Source organism: Vicingus serpentipes, assembly GCF_007993035.1.
In the GTDB taxonomy this organism is placed as follows: domain Bacteria; phylum Bacteroidota; class Bacteroidia; order Flavobacteriales_E; family Vicingaceae; genus Vicingus; species Vicingus serpentipes.
In genome coordinates, this window is record NZ_VOOS01000001.1 from 424,912 (window position 1) to 442,199 (window position 17,288).

General features: G+C 30.6%; 13 protein-coding genes. 10 read left to right on the plus strand and 3 right to left on the minus strand.

The window, feature by feature from the left end; all coding sequences use genetic code 11:
- Nucleotides 1-2 precede the first annotated feature (2 nt).
- Together FRY74_RS01890 and FRY74_RS01895 are read left to right on the plus strand one after the other, a co-directional pair.
- Nucleotides 3-1,178 carry a class I SAM-dependent methyltransferase gene (locus FRY74_RS01890; protein WP_147098061.1) on the plus strand — a complete coding sequence of 392 codons (1,176 nt, stop codon included), beginning with the start codon at nt 3-5 and terminating at the stop codon, nt 1,176-1,178.
- A 103-nt stretch (nt 1,179-1,281) separates the two neighbouring features.
- A complete protein-coding gene (locus FRY74_RS01895; RefSeq protein ID WP_223265798.1) occupies nt 1,282-1,944 on the plus strand; it encodes a hypothetical protein in 663 nt (220 codons plus the stop codon).
- A 230-nt stretch (nt 1,945-2,174) separates the two neighbouring features.
- On the opposite strand, the gene FRY74_RS01900 is transcribed toward FRY74_RS01895, so the two are convergent.
- Nucleotides 2,175-2,786 (minus strand): DUF6973 domain-containing protein, encoded by a 612-nt coding sequence (locus tag FRY74_RS01900; RefSeq protein ID WP_147098062.1) that lies wholly within the window; start codon nt 2,784-2,786, stop codon nt 2,175-2,177.
- 127 nt (nt 2,787-2,913) lie between these two features.
- Between FRY74_RS01900 and FRY74_RS01905 the strand changes: the two genes are divergently transcribed.
- The 7 genes from FRY74_RS01905 (at nt 2,914) to FRY74_RS01935 (ending at nt 13,169) form a co-directional block, all read left to right on the plus strand.
- Nucleotides 2,914-4,236: a dihydrolipoamide acetyltransferase family protein gene (locus tag FRY74_RS01905; protein WP_147098064.1), complete on the plus strand. Its 1,323-nt coding sequence runs from the start codon at nt 2,914-2,916 to the stop codon at nt 4,234-4,236.
- Nucleotides 4,237-4,314: 78 nt separating this feature from the next.
- On the plus strand, nt 4,315-6,696 hold the full coding sequence (locus FRY74_RS01910) for a PD40 domain-containing protein (protein ID WP_147098066.1): 2,382 nt from the start codon (nt 4,315-4,317) through the stop codon (nt 6,694-6,696).
- A gap of 3 nt (nt 6,697-6,699) precedes the next feature.
- Nucleotides 6,700-9,015, plus strand: coding sequence for an OmpA family protein (locus tag FRY74_RS01915; protein ID WP_147098068.1), 2,316 nt, complete (start codon nt 6,700-6,702; stop codon nt 9,013-9,015).
- Nucleotides 9,016-9,084: 69 nt separating this feature from the next.
- Complete coding sequence (locus FRY74_RS01920) at nt 9,085-10,620, plus strand: PD40 domain-containing protein (protein ID WP_147098070.1); 1,536 nt, start codon at nt 9,085-9,087, stop codon at nt 10,618-10,620.
- Between the two features lie 37 nt (nt 10,621-10,657).
- Nucleotides 10,658-11,425 carry a 3'-5' exonuclease gene (locus tag FRY74_RS01925; RefSeq protein ID WP_147098073.1) on the plus strand — a complete coding sequence of 256 codons (768 nt, stop codon included), beginning with the start codon at nt 10,658-10,660 and terminating at the stop codon, nt 11,423-11,425.
- A gap of 4 nt (nt 11,426-11,429) precedes the next feature.
- On the plus strand, nt 11,430-12,551 hold the full coding sequence (locus FRY74_RS01930; RefSeq protein ID WP_147098075.1) for an NAD(P)/FAD-dependent oxidoreductase: 1,122 nt from the start codon (nt 11,430-11,432) through the stop codon (nt 12,549-12,551).
- Between the two features lie 6 nt (nt 12,552-12,557).
- The gene (locus FRY74_RS01935; RefSeq protein ID WP_147098077.1) at nt 12,558-13,169 is read left to right on the plus strand and encodes a fumarylacetoacetate hydrolase family protein; all 612 of its coding nucleotides are present in this window, start codon (nt 12,558-12,560) and stop codon (nt 13,167-13,169) included.
- A 5-nt stretch (nt 13,170-13,174) separates the two neighbouring features.
- Here the strand turns inward: FRY74_RS01935 and FRY74_RS01940 are convergent, their stop codons facing one another.
- The gene (locus tag FRY74_RS01940) at nt 13,175-13,621 is read right to left on the minus strand and encodes a hypothetical protein (protein ID WP_147098079.1); all 447 of its coding nucleotides are present in this window, start codon (nt 13,619-13,621) and stop codon (nt 13,175-13,177) included.
- A gap of 1 nt (nt 13,622) precedes the next feature.
- Nucleotides 13,623-14,462: a prohibitin family protein gene (locus tag FRY74_RS01945; protein ID WP_147098081.1), complete on the minus strand. Its 840-nt coding sequence runs from the start codon at nt 14,460-14,462 to the stop codon at nt 13,623-13,625.
- Nucleotides 14,463-14,659: 197 nt separating this feature from the next.
- On the opposite strand from FRY74_RS01945, the gene clpB reads away from it, so the two are divergent.
- Nucleotides 14,660-17,266, plus strand: a complete 2,607-nt coding sequence (clpB, locus tag FRY74_RS01950) for an ATP-dependent chaperone ClpB (RefSeq protein ID WP_147098083.1) — start codon at nt 14,660-14,662, stop codon at nt 17,264-17,266.
- The last annotated feature ends 22 nt before the right edge of the window (nt 17,267-17,288 follow it).

The window sequence follows — 17,288 nt, forward strand, 5'->3', positions numbered from 1 at the left end:
CGATGGAAAAAGAAATTGCTTTTATTGAAATTAACAAAACAAAATCGTTACCAGAAATCGCTTTAACATTAAGCAAACATCCCGAATTAGATAAAAATTTTATCATTAACCAAATAAACGGATTACAAAAAGCGCAAAAAAAACTTCCTGAGTTTTACCAAAATAACAACATAATTTACCCGGCAACAATTAGTATTGAGCAATGTTCAAGCGAACAAACTGCCACTTTTAAAACTAAAATCATACGTCATTCAGGGCTTACCCCTGAATCTCATTTAATTGACCTAACCGGTGGTTTTGGCATAGATACTTACTACTTTTCTAAACAATTTAAAGAGGTAACTTATCTTGAACCAAATGTTGAATTATTTAATGTGGTTCAACAAAACTTTAAAACTTTAGGTGCAATAAACATTAATTTTAAAAATACTACTACCGAAGATTTTCTAAACAACAACACACAACATTTCGATATTGCCTATATTGACCCTAGCCGAAGAAATGAAAGTGAAAAAGTATTTATGCTCTCGGATTGTATTCCTAATATAATTGATTTACAAGAGGAAATTTTAAAAATTGCTGATAAAATTTTAATTAAAACCTCACCAATTTTAGACATAAAACAATCTATAAAAGAATTAGAAAATGTTAGTGAAATATGGGTTGTATCGTTAAACAACGAATGCAAAGAAGTATTATATTTAGTTGATAAAGAAACGCCATCAGAACCTAATATTAACACTATTAATATTGGAAAAATAAATCAAGTATTTTCTTTTAATTATACCAATGAAGAAAATTGTAGTACCCACTTTTCTGAACCTTTAAATTACCTTTACGAACCAAACACTTCCATTTTAAAAGCTGGAGCTTTTAAAAGTATTGCCCAAAAATACCAACTCAAAAAAATAGCTCAACATACACATCTTTATACTTCAGAAAATTTAGTGGGAAATTTCCCTGGTAGATGCTTTAAAATAAATACCGTTTTGCCCTACCAACCTAAAGCTTTTAAAAAATTAGGTATAAAAAAAGCCAATATTACTTGTCGAAATTTTATAGATTCTGTAGCTCAAATTAAAAAGAAACTAAACTGTACTGATGGCGGTAACAATTATGTTTTTGCGGCTACAGATTTAAATGACAATCCTATTATTATAGTTACTAACAAAGCTTGACTTTATCCCTAAAATTCTCGAACTTCGTTTAACAAAATGTTTTAAGAAACATTAAAACGTTTCCAAGAACAACGTTGGCAACAAGCTAAAAAAACAAAAACTTATGAAGTATAAATTTCATCGTAAAACAAAATTTAAATCACATTATTTAATAGTCGTTTCAACCATTTTTATGGTTCTATTATTCTTTTCCTGTAAGGAAGAATCCAACTCGGAAAAAAACACAGAAAGTGATTTAATGATGAAAATAAATGCTGTTCAGGAACAAGTTATGGCACAAGGAAATATGACGGAAGAAGAGGAACAGGCTTTATTAAGTTTATGTAGCATAGTTTCGCATGATGACGGTTTAGCAACTTATACTAGTGACAATAGTATGATATTAAAAGATGTAGAACTTGCCCCAGTGTATAATGGTTGTGAAGATCTCTCAATAGAAGAAACAAGAGAATGTTTTAATGAAAAAGTATCGACATTTATTAAGCGAGAGTTTAACTTGAGTGTATCTAAAGATTTAAATCTTTCAGAGCCAAAACAGGTAGAAGCATTTTTTATAATCAACGAAAAAGGAAATTTAACTGGTATGAAAGTGAGGGATTCAGAAGTAACTGTTCAGGCAGAAATCTTAAGAGTGCTTAGAAAAACACCTGTGATGAAACCTGCTACCCAAAATGGGGAAAGTGTTTCTGTATTATGTTCAATAGTAATAACATATGGAAATAATATAGAAGTTGATGTTGTTTATATTCCTGAAAGACCCGATTAATCTTTAATAATACTAACTAAAAAAGCCAGTTGCCAACAAGGTGTATAGCCAATAGGGCAATTAGCGATAAATTGAAGTCCTGTTCTTTGAGCAGGCAACGCCAAAACAAAGTTTTGACGTTTAACAAAAAGAAAATCAAAAGTAAAAACGTTTGTTTTGGCTAAGTGGTAATCCGAAAGTGAAGTGTTTCGAACCTGCCCTACTGTCCATACACAAAACGTTAAACGAAATCACTCATTACTACTTACCAAACACTTTTTATTATCCCACTTTCCTATTAAGCTTTCCGTTGAAATTACATTAGCATCGCAATCTAAAAAGTTACCATTTTCGTCTTTTTTAATTATTTTACAACTGCCTTTTTTTATTTCCTTCACAATCAGTTGCTCTAGATTTTTTGGACTCTCTTTTCCAATTTTCAGACCTACTTCATTATTAAATAAATCCATTTCAGAACTTATTTTATCTGGCAAACTTCCCTCCTCTTTATTCCCATTTTTAAAATCTCTTTTATTCCCTTTTTCATGTGCAATGCCCAATCGTTTTGCTTTTCGCTGTCCAATAATTTGAGTTAAACTTGCCATCCAATAAGTATGTCTAAATGCATCTAATTGATCGCCATTACCAACACCTTTTAAAATATTGTTTGTTTTAATTGAATCTGTTTTTAAACGAGCTATTTGAGAAACTTTTAATGCCTTTTTTGCCACAAACGGATGAGTAATAACCCACCATTTTTCAGGGCAACTTATTTTTTTAAAACTCTTTATGGCATTTTTTTGGCCTATAAGCGTTAAACTTTGAACAAAAAAACTAGTTATTAAAAGGAATTTAAAAAGCATTTACAAGTAGTTGTACCAAGGGTAATTTAAAAACGAAAATACAGCTTTTTATTTATGGAAAAATAGAATTTTTACCCTATTTTTGTGACTTTCAGAAAAAAACTAGACTTACATAAAACAATATAGCATGGCACAAGTAGAATTAATTATGCCTAAGATGGGCGAGAGTGTTGCAGAAGCAACGATTACAAACTGGTTAAAAGAAGTTGGAGATACGATTGAAGCAGATGAAGCAGTTGTAGAAATAGCGACTGACAAAGTTGACTCTGAAGTACCATCTACAAGCGAAGGTATTTTAATTAAAAAATTATTTAATGAAGGTGATGTAGTTCAAGTAGGGCAAGCCATTGCAATTATTGGTTCAGAAGGTGATACTGCAGAACCAGTAGCTTCAAGTACTCCTGCAGCCGCTCCCGCTGCAGAGGTTGCTACCACTCCTACTATTGCATCTGTTTCAACAGAGAAAATTACTGCATCTTCTTCAAATAAATTTTTCTCTCCTTTAGTAAGAAGTATAGCCGAAAAAGAAGGAATTTCTATTAGTGAATTAGAGGGTATAAATGGAACTGGTGCCGAGGGCAGAGTTACTAAAAAAGATATTTTAAATTATTTACCTAACAGAAGTAATGGACAAGTTGCTGCTCAACCAACAGTTGCGTCAACTCCTGCTCCAGCTGCTGCTCCACAAGTTGAAAAATCAGCTGCTGCTCCAGTTAAAAAAGCAAGCGTTCCTGTAATGGAAGGTGATGAAATTATTGAGATGGACAGAATGAGAAAACTTATTTCTGAACATATGGTAATGTCTAAACATACTTCTCCCCATGTTACTTCTTATGTAGAAGCAGATGTTACAAATATTGTAATGTGGAGAAACAAAGTAAAAGATAAATTCCAAAAACAAGAAAACGAAAAAATCACGTTTACTCCTATATTCATGGAAGCAATTGTTAAAGCAATTAAAGATTTTCCAATGATAAATGTCTCTGTTGATGGTGATAACATTATTAAACGTAAGAACATTAATTTAGGAATGGCAACAGCTTTACCAAGTGGTAATTTAATTGTTCCTGTAATTAAAAACGCAGATCAATTAAACTTGGTTGGAATTACAAAACAAGTAAATGGGCTAGCCAGCAAAGCTAGAAATAACAAATTAGCTCCAGACGATATTCAAGGTGGAACATATACAGTTACAAATGTTGGTACATTTGGTAATGTAATGGGTACTCCAATTATTAATCAACCTCAAGTTGCAATTTTAGCCTTAGGAGCTATTCGTAAAATACCTGCTGTTATTGAAACTCCGCAAGGAGACGCTATTGCAATAAGACACAAAATGTTCCTATCACACGCATACGATCATAGAGTTGTTGATGGTGCTTTAGGAGGTATGTTTGTAAGAAGAGTGGCTGATTATCTTGAAGAATTTGATGTTAATCGAGAAATATAGTTAATTGGTAGTTGAAATTATAAATTTTGTTAAGTACTTCAAATAAAATATATTTGTAAGAATTATAGAGAAAAACCGATGAAAAAAATATTACTACTATTACTTGTTTGTTTAAGCGTTACCTTAACTAAAGCTCAAGATTCTTTTAATGAGAAATTTCTTGAAGCAAATACTTTAATGGAAGAGAGTACTTATAACCTAGCTCTACCTATATGGCTAGAGTTAAATCTTGAGCAGCCTGACAACAATAATGTTAATTATAAAATTGGTGTTTGTTATATGCATTCTGCAAATGAAAAAAATAAGTCATTACCATATTTAGTAAAAGCTGCAGAAAATACAACAAACAACTACGATCCATTTTCAAATGGAGAAAAACAAGCTCCAGTTGAATCTTATTTTTATCTAGCTCAGGCTTACCATCTTAACTATGAGCTTGATAAAGCCATGGAAAACTATACAACTTTTCAAGGAAAAATTTCTAAGAAGCACTATCTTTTTGATGAGTTAGAGCACTATAAACAACAATGTGCAAATGCACAATTAGCGGTTAAAAACCCAGTAAATATTATTGTAAATAACTTAGGTAATAAAATAAATACTGAATACCCAGAATACAGTCCTATTCTTTCATTAGATGAGTCAATAATCTATTTCACTTCAAGAAGATTAAGACCAGATAGCTCAAATTATTTCTTTAAAGATGAAAATGATGGAATGTATTATGAAGATATTTTTATGTCTGAAAATATTGATGGAACATGGAGTGATCCACAACCATTATCGATTAATACAGAATACCATGAAGCTACGATTAATATGTCTATGGATGGACAAACTTTATTTATTTACAAAGACGATAATGGAAACGGAAACTTATACTCTTCAAATAATGTAGATGGTGAATGGACAACTCCATCATTGTTAGGATCTGATATTAATTCAGATGCAGATGAAACTCATGCAGCAATTTCCCCAGATGGAAAAATCCTTTATTTTGTAAGTGATAGAGAAAATGGCATCGGAGGTCAAGATATTTATTTTTGTAAAAAATTACCTAATGGAGAATGGGCTAAAGCTCAAAATTTAGGTACTGCTATAAATACAAAGTATGATGAAGATGGTATTTTCATACACCCAGATGGGAAAACATTATACTTCAGTTCAAAAGGACATACAAGTATTGGTGGCTTTGATGTTTTTTACTCTGAGTTTGATGAAGAAACAGAAACTTGGGGAGTTCCTGTTAATTTAGGCTACCCAGTTAATTCAACTGATGATGACGTATTTTTTGTTACTTCTGCTGATGGAAAAAGAGGTTATTACTCATCAACACAAGATAAAGGAATGGGAGAAAAAGATATCTATATGATTTCACTTGTAGATGCAGAGGAAAAACCACTAACCTTGTTAACTGGTATTATTAGAGTTATTGGAGAAGAAACATTACCTGAGAATGCTCAAATTACCGTTACTGACAATGCTACAGGAAATTTAATCGGAATTTTCAAGCCTAGAAAAAGAGATGGTAAATTCAGTATCATATTAGAGCCTAATATGGACTATCATATAGTTTATGCTGCAGCTGAATATACACAAGAGGAAGATTTATATGTACCTCCAGTATCTTCATTTAAAGAAATTAATAGAGGAATTGAATTACAAGATGTTGTTTTTGGTGAACAAAATGATATGATAACTTATTTGAAAGGATTCATTGAATATAAAAAATTATTAGCATCAGGAACTAAAATTAGCTTATTGGATGAAAATGACAACCTTTTAGAATCAACGACTTCTGATGATAAAGGATTTTTTGAATTCAAAAACTTAAAACCTGACGAATATTATCTAGTTAAACTAGATGGTGTAGATGATGATTTCGTTAATAATGCTAAAGTATATGTTGTTAATTCTAATGGTGAGAAAGTAATGCTAGCTATTAAAAAGAATAAAAATAGAAGGTTATTTAAAGCTTTACCAGCTGGCGCAGCAGATAAATTACCAATATTAAACGAAAGCGATGATACTGAAATAGCTACTAATGAAGATAATTCAACAAATGATCCTTCAATAAATGATATTTCTACTAATAATAAAGAATTAGCTTCATATCAAGAATTTTTCAACTATAATATTAAAACTATTAACACTTCTAATACTAAGTATATTGATTTAATCAATAAGGCAAAAATTGGTAGTAAAATTACTATTGAAATAGAAGCCAGTGCATCGAAAGTTCCAACAAGAACTTACAAAACAAATAAACACTTAGCTGAAAATAGAGCTCAAGAAGCTAAAAATGTTATCCTAAAATCATTAAAGGATAATGGCATTAGTGAAAGTAACATTACGTTTAAAAAAGCTAAGAGCTTAGTTCAAGGACCTAAGTATAATGGTGACTATGAGAATAAGTCAATATATGAAAAATATCAATACGTTATTATTAGATTAAAATAATCGATGAAACGAATTTTGAATTACATTATCAAAAACCTCTTTTTAAGAGGTTTTTGCATTTTCTTGTTAGTATTAAATTTTAACAGTAATGCTCAAGAGAGCATAAAAGAAAAAAAAATACTACGTCAAGCTAGAAAAAGTTTAACAAAAGAAAAATATAAAGATGCCCAAGAAAAGTACTTGAAATTAGTAAATGCTTCTCCATCAAATAGCATCTATAATTTTGAAGCTGGATTGAGTTATTATTTTTCAACTTTTGAAAGAGGAAAATCTACACCTTTATTTGAAGCTGCTATTGAAAATTTAAAGGGAGATACAATTCCTGAAATGTATTATTATCTTGGTAAATCTTACCAATTAAATAGTGAGTTTGATAAATCTAGTAAGACTTTTACTAAGTTCGATCCTTACATAATTTATGGTAAAAAAGTTGGTGATGAACTCAAAAATGAAATTGTTGATGAAACTACTTATAATGAAAACGGAATAAAGTATACAAACGAAATTGATCCAAACATTAAAATTTCTAACCTTGGAAGTACAATAAACACAATAGATAGAGAGTATGCTCCTGTGTTATATAAAACAGACAATGTTTTATTATTTACATCTAGAAGAAAAATTAATGGCAATAGATTAGATAAAGGAGATTTACTTCCATACGAAGATATTTATGTAGCCAAAAAAACAGAGAATGGTTGGGTTATGGTAACAGACCAAAATGAGGTTAAAAAATATTTGCCAGATAATGTAAATACAAAAAAACATGATGCTAGTATTACTTATTCATTAGATGAAAAAACTTTATATACTTATAAGAATGATGCTGTTTGGGAATCGACTTATGATGGAAGTACTTGGAGTGGTTTAAAAAAGTTAGACGATAATGTAAATGCAAGTAAATTCAATGTTCCTAGTGTTACATTAACAGCAGATGGTAATACTGCTTTTTTCGTTGCTGAGAAAAAAGATGGAATTGGTGGTAAGGATATTTACAAATCAATAAAATCTAGTAATGGAGAATGGAGTGATCCTGTAATTTTAAGTACAAATATTAACTCAAGTAAAGATGAAGATGCTCCATATTTAACTGAAGATGGTAAAACGCTTTTCTTTTCTTCAAAGGGACATACTAGTGTTGGAGGTTACGATATTTTTAAATCTGAATTAATAAATGAGGAGTGGACAACACCTACTAATTTAGGAATCCCAATAAATTCTCCTGCTGATGATATTTATTACACTGCTGACGTTGAACAAAAAAACGGATTCTTTTCTTCTTCTAGAGAAGGAGGAAATGGAGATATGGATTTATACTCTTTTAGTTTTGACTGTGACAATCTAGAAAACACAGAAATTAGAGGGATAGCATACAACAATAAAACAAAAGAACCTTTAATTGGAAAACTAACTCTTACATCTATTGAAGACAACAATCTAGTGAATACAGTTACATCAAACGAAGATGGGACATTTTTGTTAGTAACAAAACCTGAAAATGAATATACTTTAGCTATTGAAGTTGAGGGCTTCAAAAAACATTCAATTTCAATCAACTTACCTAAACAATGTGAATATTTTCAACAGTATAGTGAAATTGCTTTAGAACAAATAGAAATTGATTCTCAATACTATCAAGTTGCAACAGTTAAGAATTCATTTTTTGATGTAACCAAAGAAGTTGATAACTATAAAAAAAGTGGTGCTTTAGAAACTAGTTCAATTACTAATGAACTTCCTTTTGTTTTAGATCCTGACAAAGAAATTTTAGCATTATCTAGAACAATAGATCCTAACAATACAGAACTAAACTATATTGTTGTTTCTGATACAATTAAAACTGAAAAGCCAATAGAAATTATTGCTGGAGTTGAAATACCATCTTTTGAAGATATTTATTTTGATTTTGATAAATCATCTTTGAAAACAGATAGTAAAAAAGAGTTAAATAAAATTATCGATTTCTTAAAGTCTGAAAATGGTAAAACTGTTAATATAACTATTAACGGATATACTGATGGAAAACGTGATATCGAATTGAATAATAAAATATTTGCAAAACGTAAAGTACCATTTACTATTGAAGCATCTGAAAAAAGAAGTAAAGAGTACAATATTGAATTATCAAAAAAGAGAGCAGATAATACAGTTAAATACTTAACGAGTAAAGGGATAGATAAAAATAAAATTACAGTTAATTACAAAGGAGAAGAAAATCCTGTAGCACCTAACACTAATGCAGACGGTTCTGATAATCCTGTTAATAGAGCTAAAAACAGACGAGTTTCTTTTTCATTTAGCAATGCAAACGTGCTGTAATATTTACTAAAAAGTAATATATTTATGTTTTGGTATAAACTTTGCCTATAACTTAGAAATTTTACTTTTTTGAAACCGTTTAAAAATTACATATTACTCCTTACTTGCTTTAGTTTATCCTTTTATGGTTATTCACAAAAAGCAATACCTGAAGATGCTGCAGAACATTTTAAATTTGGGAATTATATTGATGCTCTAGTAGTTTATAAGAAATTAATCGAGAAAGATCCTAAGAATATCGACTATCCATATAAAGCAGGATTGTGTGTTTTATTTACAGATAGAGATAAAAGAGAAGCTGTTAAATTTTTAGAAATAGCTTCAGAAAGAAAATCTGACCCAGATGTTAATTTTTTCTTAGCCAAGGCATACCATCTTAATTTAAAGTTAGATGAAGCGTTAGATTCTTATGAAAAATACAAATCTTCTGGAGAAGGTACTAGACAAAATGAAGTTGACCGTGAAATTGAAATGGTTAAAAATGCTCAAAAGCTAGTTAATGCTCCTGTTGACATTACTTTTGAAAATGCAGGCGATGAAATAAATACAGAATATCCGGACTACTATCCTTTTATTACTCCCGACGAATCTTTCATGGTATTTACCTCTAGACGTAAAAGTGGTGTTAGAGAATTTGATGGATACTACCCTTCTGCTATTTATTATAGTAAAGTAGATAGTGGACAGTTTGATAAATCCAAAAAAGCAAGTTCTTTAATAAATTCAACTTATGATGATCAGGCTGTAGGATTGTCATATAATGCAGATAAATTATTTATCTATTTTGATGACATCAATAATGTAGGTGATATTTACGAAGCAGATATCAAAGATTTTAAGTTTAAAAAGAAGGTGAAAATGGGAGAAAATGTAAATTCTAAAGGTTTTGAAAGTTCTGCATCAATTTCTGCTGATGGAAATACTTTATTTTTTGCAAGTGACAGGGATGGAGGATTAGGCAAAAAAGACATTTATATGACTAAAAAACTTCCTACTGGAGAATGGGCCGAACCACAAAATTTAGGTGAAAATATCAATACTCCATATGATGAAGATTTTCCAAATCTATTTTATGACGGAAAAACACTTTACTATTCATCAAAGGGACACAATAGTATGGGTGGATTCGATTACTTTAAGTCTACATGGAATACTGAAACTAATTCATGGTCTAAACCAGAAAATTTAGGATACCCACTAAATACTCCTGATGATGATATTTGTATTTCATTTTTAGAAGACCAAGCAAGTGCCTATATTTCTGCTTGGAGACCAGACAGCAAAGGTGATAAAGATATTTATAGAGTTACATTTAATGAAATTGATACAAGACAAACCGTATATAAATCAAAAATTATTCCTTCTGGTTCTACAGAAGCAGTTACTGATGCTTTTGTAAGTGTTATTGACAATAGAACGCAAGAAGAAATTGGAACATACACTCCAAACCCTAAAAATGGTAGCTTTGTTATGATATTAAAACCTGGTAGCTATAATATTTTAATTGACGCTCCTGGATTTGCACCAAAAAATCAAGATGTTTATGTAATTGGTAAAAGTGACTTCGTTCCATTTACTACTATAGAATTTACTGTTACACCTTAATCTTATTATCAATAAACAAATTACCCTTTAAATTTAAATGAAATTAAAATTAAGTAAACCACTTGCTTTTTTCGATTTAGAAACAACTGGAATAAACATCGCTACAGACAGAATTGTAGAAATCTCAATTGTGAAAATTCTTCCTGATGGAGGGAAAGAAATCAAAACAAAATTAATTAACCCTACTATCCCAATTCCGATAGAATCATCAGCCGTTCATGGCATTACAGATGCCGATGTAGCTGACAAACCAACATTTAAAGAAGTTGCTAGAGAATTTTCTGCATTTATTGAAGGTTGTGATTTAGGTGGTTTTAATTCAAACAAATTTGATGTACCTCTTCTTGCTGAAGAATTTTTAAGAGCTGATGTAGATTTTGATATTTCTAAAAGAAAGTTAGTTGACGTTCAAAATATTTTCCATAAAATGGAGCAAAGAACCTTATCTGCTGCATATAAGTTCTATTGTGATAAAAATTTAGACAATGCTCATAGTGCTGAAGCAGACACATTGGCTACTTACGAAATTTTAGAAGCACAAATTGAAAAATATGATGAGTTAGAAAATGATGTCAAATTTTTAGCTGAATTTTCTCAACGAACTAATAATGCTGATTTATTAGGTCGAATAATCTATAACGAAGACGGAGTTGAAGTTTTTAATTTTGGAAAACATAAAGATGTTCCGGTTGAACAAGTTTTAGTTAGAGAACCTGGTTATTATAATTGGATGATGAATGGAGACTTTCCATTATACACTAAAAAAGTTTTGACTGCAATTCGATTAAGAGCATTGAAAAATTAACATCATGCAAAGTAAATTTAGTTATTGGGAAAACAACAGCTATTTTAATTCAATTGATTTGTTAGTAGTTGGTTCTGGAATCGTTGGTTTAAATACTGCAATAAATTTCAAAAAAAAGAATCCTACTGCTAAAGTTCTCATTCTAGAGAGAGGTGTATTACCAAACGGAGCTAGTACAAAAAATGCTGGTTTTGCTTGTTTTGGAAGTGTAAGTGAATTACTTGATGACTTAACAACAAACTCTGAAGAAAACGTTTTTTCTTTGGTTGATAAAAGATGGAAAGGGTTACAAGAATTGCGACAATTGATTGGCGATAAAAATTTAGATTTTCAAAATAATTATGGGTTAGAATTATTTACTAATAACGACCAAGAGCTATATAATACCTGCTTAGATAAAATTAACTATTTAAATAAAAATTTAACTTCAATAGTTGGTGCTGAAACCTACTCGAATGTTTCTAACACTTATGGATTTAACAATATTAATGGGGTTATAAAAAACAAATACGAGGGTCAGATTGATACTGGCAAAATGATGACCTCTCTAACACGTTTAGCTCAAGAGTTAGGTATCATAATCATTAATAACACACTAGTTACTAGCATTAATGATAATGAAAATAATGTTGAGATAACTACAAACTCAACACCGAATTTATACCCTAAAAAAGTTGTTGTAGCAACTAACGGATTTGCAAAGCAACTTTTAGAACTTAATGTAGATCCAGCAAGAGCTCAAGTTATTATTACTAAACCAATTGAAAATTTACCTTTTAAAGGTACTTTCCATTACGATAAAGGATATTATTACTTTAGAAATATTCACAATAGAGTGCTTTTTGGTGGTGGAAGAAATTTAGATTTTGAAGGAGAAAAAACAACTAATCTAGAAAATACTCCGTTGATTATTGATGAATTAAAAAGACTACTGAAAGAAGTAATTTTACCTAACACAAAGTATGAAATTGAATATACTTGGTCAGGAATTATGGGAGTTGGCGATACTAAACAAAATATTGTGAAACATTATTCAAAAAATATTGTTTGTGCAGTTCGAATGGGTGGTATGGGTGTTGCAATAGGCTCATTAATAGGAAAAGAAGCTGCTGAACTTTTAAATTAATAACTTATGAAAATAATTTGCATCGGTCGTAATTATGTTGATCACGCTAAAGAGCTTAATAATCCAGTTCCAAAAGAACCTGTTTTCTTTTTAAAGCCAGATACAGCTTTAATACCCGTAAGAAACCCTTTTGTAATTCCTAGCTTTAGTCAAGATGTTCATTATGAAGTAGAATTAGTTGTTAAAATTAATCGATTAGGAAAACACATTAACAAACAATTTGCTCATAAATACTATAATGAAATAAGTGTTGGTGTAGATTTTACAGCAAGAGATATTCAACAACAATGTAAAGAAAAAGGTTTACCATGGGAAAAAGCGAAAGCCTTTGATGGTTCTGCACCAACTGGAAATTTTATTACACTAGATGAAATTGATGATTTAAATAATCTAAATTTTAGTCTTCAAATAAATGGAGAAACTAGACAGGTAGGAAACACAAAAAACATGCTTTTTGATGTAGATACTATTATAGCCTATGTTTCTCAATTTTTTACATTAAAAATTGGAGATTACATTTTTACAGGAACACCTGCTGGAGTTGGACCTATTCATCGAAATGATAAAGTAGATTGTTATATCGAAGATAAAAAACTGCTAAGTTTTAAAGTGAAATAAAGGAGTTACCTTTTCATTAAAACAACATCCAAAGGTATTTCTTTTGAAGTATAATCTGGACTTGTTAAAATTTTAGCAAATTTCTGCTCCATCATATCCACTCGAATAAATAAACCTTTATTTGAATCTGTTGTCTCAAATTCTAACACAGGTTGAGCTTCACCATTAATTTCATCAATTTCTGGATCAAGATTATAATATAAATCTATCCCCTCTCCCACTAAAGTTTTGTTTCCTGAAGAATTCACAAAATCTAAAGCAAACCATATTGTGGAATCTGAAGTGTAAACAACTTTTAATAATTGCTGAAAAGAATTAGCTTCTTCTTTAGCCTCGTTATAAAATACTAAAGTATCATTACCTGAGACACTTGCATCATTAATTTTTTGTTTTTGATCAGATGAACATCCAACCAAAAACAAAAAACTAATAGTTATAAATAATATTCTCATTTTAATTATTTCCTAATATTAAAGGTAATCCATCTTTACCTCCTACAACAACAACTTTAGAATTTGGTGATTTAGCTAATTCTAACGTAGCTTCAATTCCTTTTTCTTGAAGTATATTTTGAGTTAATGAAGCATTTAAGATTCTATTAGCCTCAGCTTTACCTTTAGCTTCAATCATTACTTTTTCAGCTTCTTTTTGAGCTTTTTGAAGCTTAAACTCATATTCTAAAGATTCTTGTTCTTGCTTCAATTTACTTTCAATTGCAGTTTTAATTGTTGCAGGCAAAGTAATATCTCTAACCAGTACTTCATTCATTTGAATAAATTGCTTGTCTAAAATTTTCTTTGTCTCTTCATATATTTCAGACTGAATTACATCTCTTTTTGAAGAGTAAATTTCTTCCGGAGTGTAACGACCAATTACACTTCTCGTAGCTGAACGAATAGAAGGACGAACTACTCTATTTAAATAATCTTGCCCTTTTTCTTGATGTAATTGTGGTAATTTATTGTATAAAGGTTGGTACCACGTAGAAACCTCAACTGAAATTTCTAATCCGTTTGATGAAAGAACAGCCATTTTTTCCATTGCTTCTTGTTGACGAACTTCATAAGTTATCATTTTGTTCCAAGGAGCCATAATATGAAAACCTTCACCGTAAACATTATCTAATTCAATACCATTACCAAATGTTTTAAACAAAACTCCCCCTTCACCAGCTTTAATTGTTACTGAACTCTTCCACATCACAATAAGAAAAATAAATCCCAATGCAACTGTTAATACTACTTTTAATCCATTTTTAGGAAATTCAGGAGTTTTCATTTGTTCGTATTCCATCTTATATATCTTTTTTTTAATTTATAACGAAGTTAGTCATTTATCATTAAGTAAAACTTATAATTTCAATTCACTTTAGAAACTGCCATTTTATCAGCTAAAATTAAATTAAGCTGCCATTTTATCATAAAAAAGGGCTAAATCTCTTATTGGATTATAAATTGATGCAACATTAATGAACTAAAAACAATACAATTATGAACTTAAATAATTTCACAATTAAATCGCAAGAGGCTATTCAACAAGCCCAACAAATTGCATTAGGTTCTGAACACCAAAGCATAGAAACAGGACACGTTTTAAAAGGAATCTTAGAAGTAGATGAAAACGTAACCCCTTTTATTTTAAAGAAATTGGGCGTAAACATTTCTATCTTAAAACAAACATTAGATAGCATTATAAAATCATACCCAAAAGTTTCTGGTGGAAGTCAGTACTTATCACAAAACACAAATAAAGCCATTCAAAAAGCAACTAGCTTAATTAAAGAGTTTGGAGACGAATATGTTTCAATAGAACATTTATTATTAGGCTTATTAGCTGGGTCAGATTCAGTTGCTCAATTATTGAAAGATAATGGAGTAAAAGAAAAAGAAATGAAAGCTGCTATTAATGAGTTAAGAAAAGGCGAGAAAGTAACCTCACAAAGTCAAGAAGAAACTTACAACTCATTAAATAAATACGCTAAAAACTTAAACGAATTAGCTAAAGAAAATAAATTAGACCCTGTTATTGGTAGAGATGAAGAAATTAGAAGAGTATTACAAATCTTATCTCGAAGAACTAAAAACAATCCTATTTTAATTGGTGAACCTGGTGTAGGTAAAACAGCTATCGCAGAAGGTTTAGCACACCGTATTATTCAGGGTGATGTTCCAGAGAACTTAAAAGACAAGCAAATTTTTTCTTTAGATATGGGTGCTTTAATTGCTGGAGCAAAATTCAAAGGAGAATTTGAAGAACGACTAAAGGCAGTAGTAAAAGAAGTTATTAGTGCTGATGGCAATATTGTGTTATTTATTGATGAAATACACACTTTAGTTGGAGCTGGTGGCGGAGATGGCGCTATGGATGCTGCCAACATTTTAAAACCTGCTTTGGCTCGAGGCGAGTTAAAAGCAATTGGTGCAACAACTCTTAATGAGTATCAAAAATACTTTGAAAAAGATAAAGCATTAGAGCGTCGTTTTCAAAAAGTAATGATTGATGAACCAAATACTGAAGATGCCATTTCGATTTTAAGAGGAATTAAAGAAAAATACGAATCGCACCATAAAGTTCAGATTACAGATTCTGCAATTATAAGCGCTGTTGAACTATCTCAGCGTTACATTTCTGATCGTTTTTTACCAGATAAAGCTATTGATTTAATTGACGAAGCTGCTTCTAAACTAAGAATGGAGATTAACTCTAAACCTGAAGCTTTAGATGAAATAGAACGCAGAATAATGCAACTAGAAATTGAGCGTGAAGCCATTAAACGTGAAAAAGATGAGAAAAAACTAAACTTAATTAAAGAAGAGTTAGCAAACCTAAACGAAGAAAAAGGAAGCTTAACTGCAAAATGGCAAGCCGAAAAAGATGTTATTGATGGAATTCAAAAATCGAAAGATGAAATTGAGGCATTAAAATACGAAGCCGAACAAGCTGAACGAAACAGTGATTTTGGTAAGGTTGCTGAAATTAGATATGGAAAAATTAAAGAAGCCGAAGATAGACTAAACGACTTTAAAGCTCAATTAATTGAAATTCAATCAACTTCTAAAATGATAAAAGAAGAAGTTACCCCTGAAGAAATTGCTGAAGTAATTTCTAAATGGACTGGTATACCGGTAACTAAAATGTTAGAAAGCGATAGAGTAAAATTGCTAAGATTAGAAGACGAATTGCATAAAAGAGTTGTTGGACAAGAAGAAGCCATTACTGCAGTTGCTGATGCAGTTAGAAGAAGTAGAGCTGGATTACAAGATGAAAAACGACCAATTGGTTCATTTATATTTTTAGGTACAACTGGAGTTGGTAAAACGGAGCTAGCTAAAGCATTAAGCGAATATTTGTTTAACGATGATAATGCCATGACTAGAATTGACATGAGTGAATACCAGGAAAAACATTCTGTTTCAAGATTGGTAGGTGCGCCTCCGGGTTATGTTGGTTATGATGAAGGCGGACAATTAACAGAAGCAGTTCGACGTAAACCTTACTCGGTTGTCTTGTTGGATGAAATAGAAAAAGCTCATCCTGATGTGTTTAATATTTTGTTACAAGTGTTAGATGATGGAAGATTAACCGACAACAAAGGTAGAGTAGTCAACTTTAAAAATACAATAATCATAATGACATCTAACATTGGCTCAAGCATTATACAAGAAAGCTTTGAAAACTTAGGTGATGTTGATAGAGAAAGTGTAATTGAAAAAACAAAAATAGAGCTGTTTGGCTTATTACGAAAAACAATTCGACCAGAGTTTTTGAATAGAATTGATGAAACAATAATGTTTACTCCTTTAACAAAGAATGACATTACAGCAATAGTAAAATTACAATTGAACAGTTTAGCCAAATTGTTAACTAAAAACAATATTACACTAAGCTATACAGATGAAGCTGTTGCTCATATTGCTGAAATCGGTTACGACCCACAATTTGGTGCTAGACCAGTAAAAAGAGTTTTACAGAAAACCATTTTAAATGAGCTGTCTAAACAATTATTGGCTGGAAAAGTTCAACCTGAATCGGATATAGTTTTAGACCAGTTTGAAGGACAATTTGTGTTTAGAAATAAAACCGCTGAAAAAGTGTAAATGATTGCTTAAACTAACAAAT

Excerpts from the sequence above, each read along its gene's own strand:
- FRY74_RS01930 (WP_147098075.1), top strand. The coding sequence starts at position 11,430 with ATGCAAAGTAAATTTAGTTATTGGGAAAACAACAGCTATTTTAATTCA.
- FRY74_RS01910 (WP_147098066.1), top strand. The coding sequence starts at position 4,315 with ATGAAAAAAATATTACTACTATTACTTGTTTGTTTAAGCGTTACCTTA.
- FRY74_RS01915 (WP_147098068.1), top strand. The coding sequence starts at position 6,700 with ATGAAACGAATTTTGAATTACATTATCAAAAACCTCTTTTTAAGAGGT.
- FRY74_RS01900 (WP_147098062.1), bottom strand. The coding sequence starts at position 2,786 with ATGCTTTTTAAATTCCTTTTAATAACTAGTTTTTTTGTTCAAAGTTTA.
- FRY74_RS01925 (WP_147098073.1), top strand. The coding sequence starts at position 10,658 with ATGAAATTAAAATTAAGTAAACCACTTGCTTTTTTCGATTTAGAAACA.
- FRY74_RS01945 (WP_147098081.1), bottom strand. The coding sequence starts at position 14,462 with ATGGAATACGAACAAATGAAAACTCCTGAATTTCCTAAAAATGGATTA.
- FRY74_RS01935 (WP_147098077.1), top strand. The coding sequence starts at position 12,558 with ATGAAAATAATTTGCATCGGTCGTAATTATGTTGATCACGCTAAAGAG.
- FRY74_RS01890 (WP_147098061.1), top strand. The coding sequence starts at position 3 with ATGGAAAAAGAAATTGCTTTTATTGAAATTAACAAAACAAAATCGTTA.
- FRY74_RS01940 (WP_147098079.1), bottom strand. The coding sequence starts at position 13,621 with ATGAGAATATTATTTATAACTATTAGTTTTTTGTTTTTGGTTGGATGT.
- FRY74_RS01905 (WP_147098064.1), top strand. The coding sequence starts at position 2,914 with ATGGCACAAGTAGAATTAATTATGCCTAAGATGGGCGAGAGTGTTGCA.
- clpB (WP_147098083.1), top strand. The coding sequence starts at position 14,660 with ATGAACTTAAATAATTTCACAATTAAATCGCAAGAGGCTATTCAACAA.
- FRY74_RS01895 (WP_223265798.1), top strand. The coding sequence starts at position 1,282 with ATGAAGTATAAATTTCATCGTAAAACAAAATTTAAATCACATTATTTA.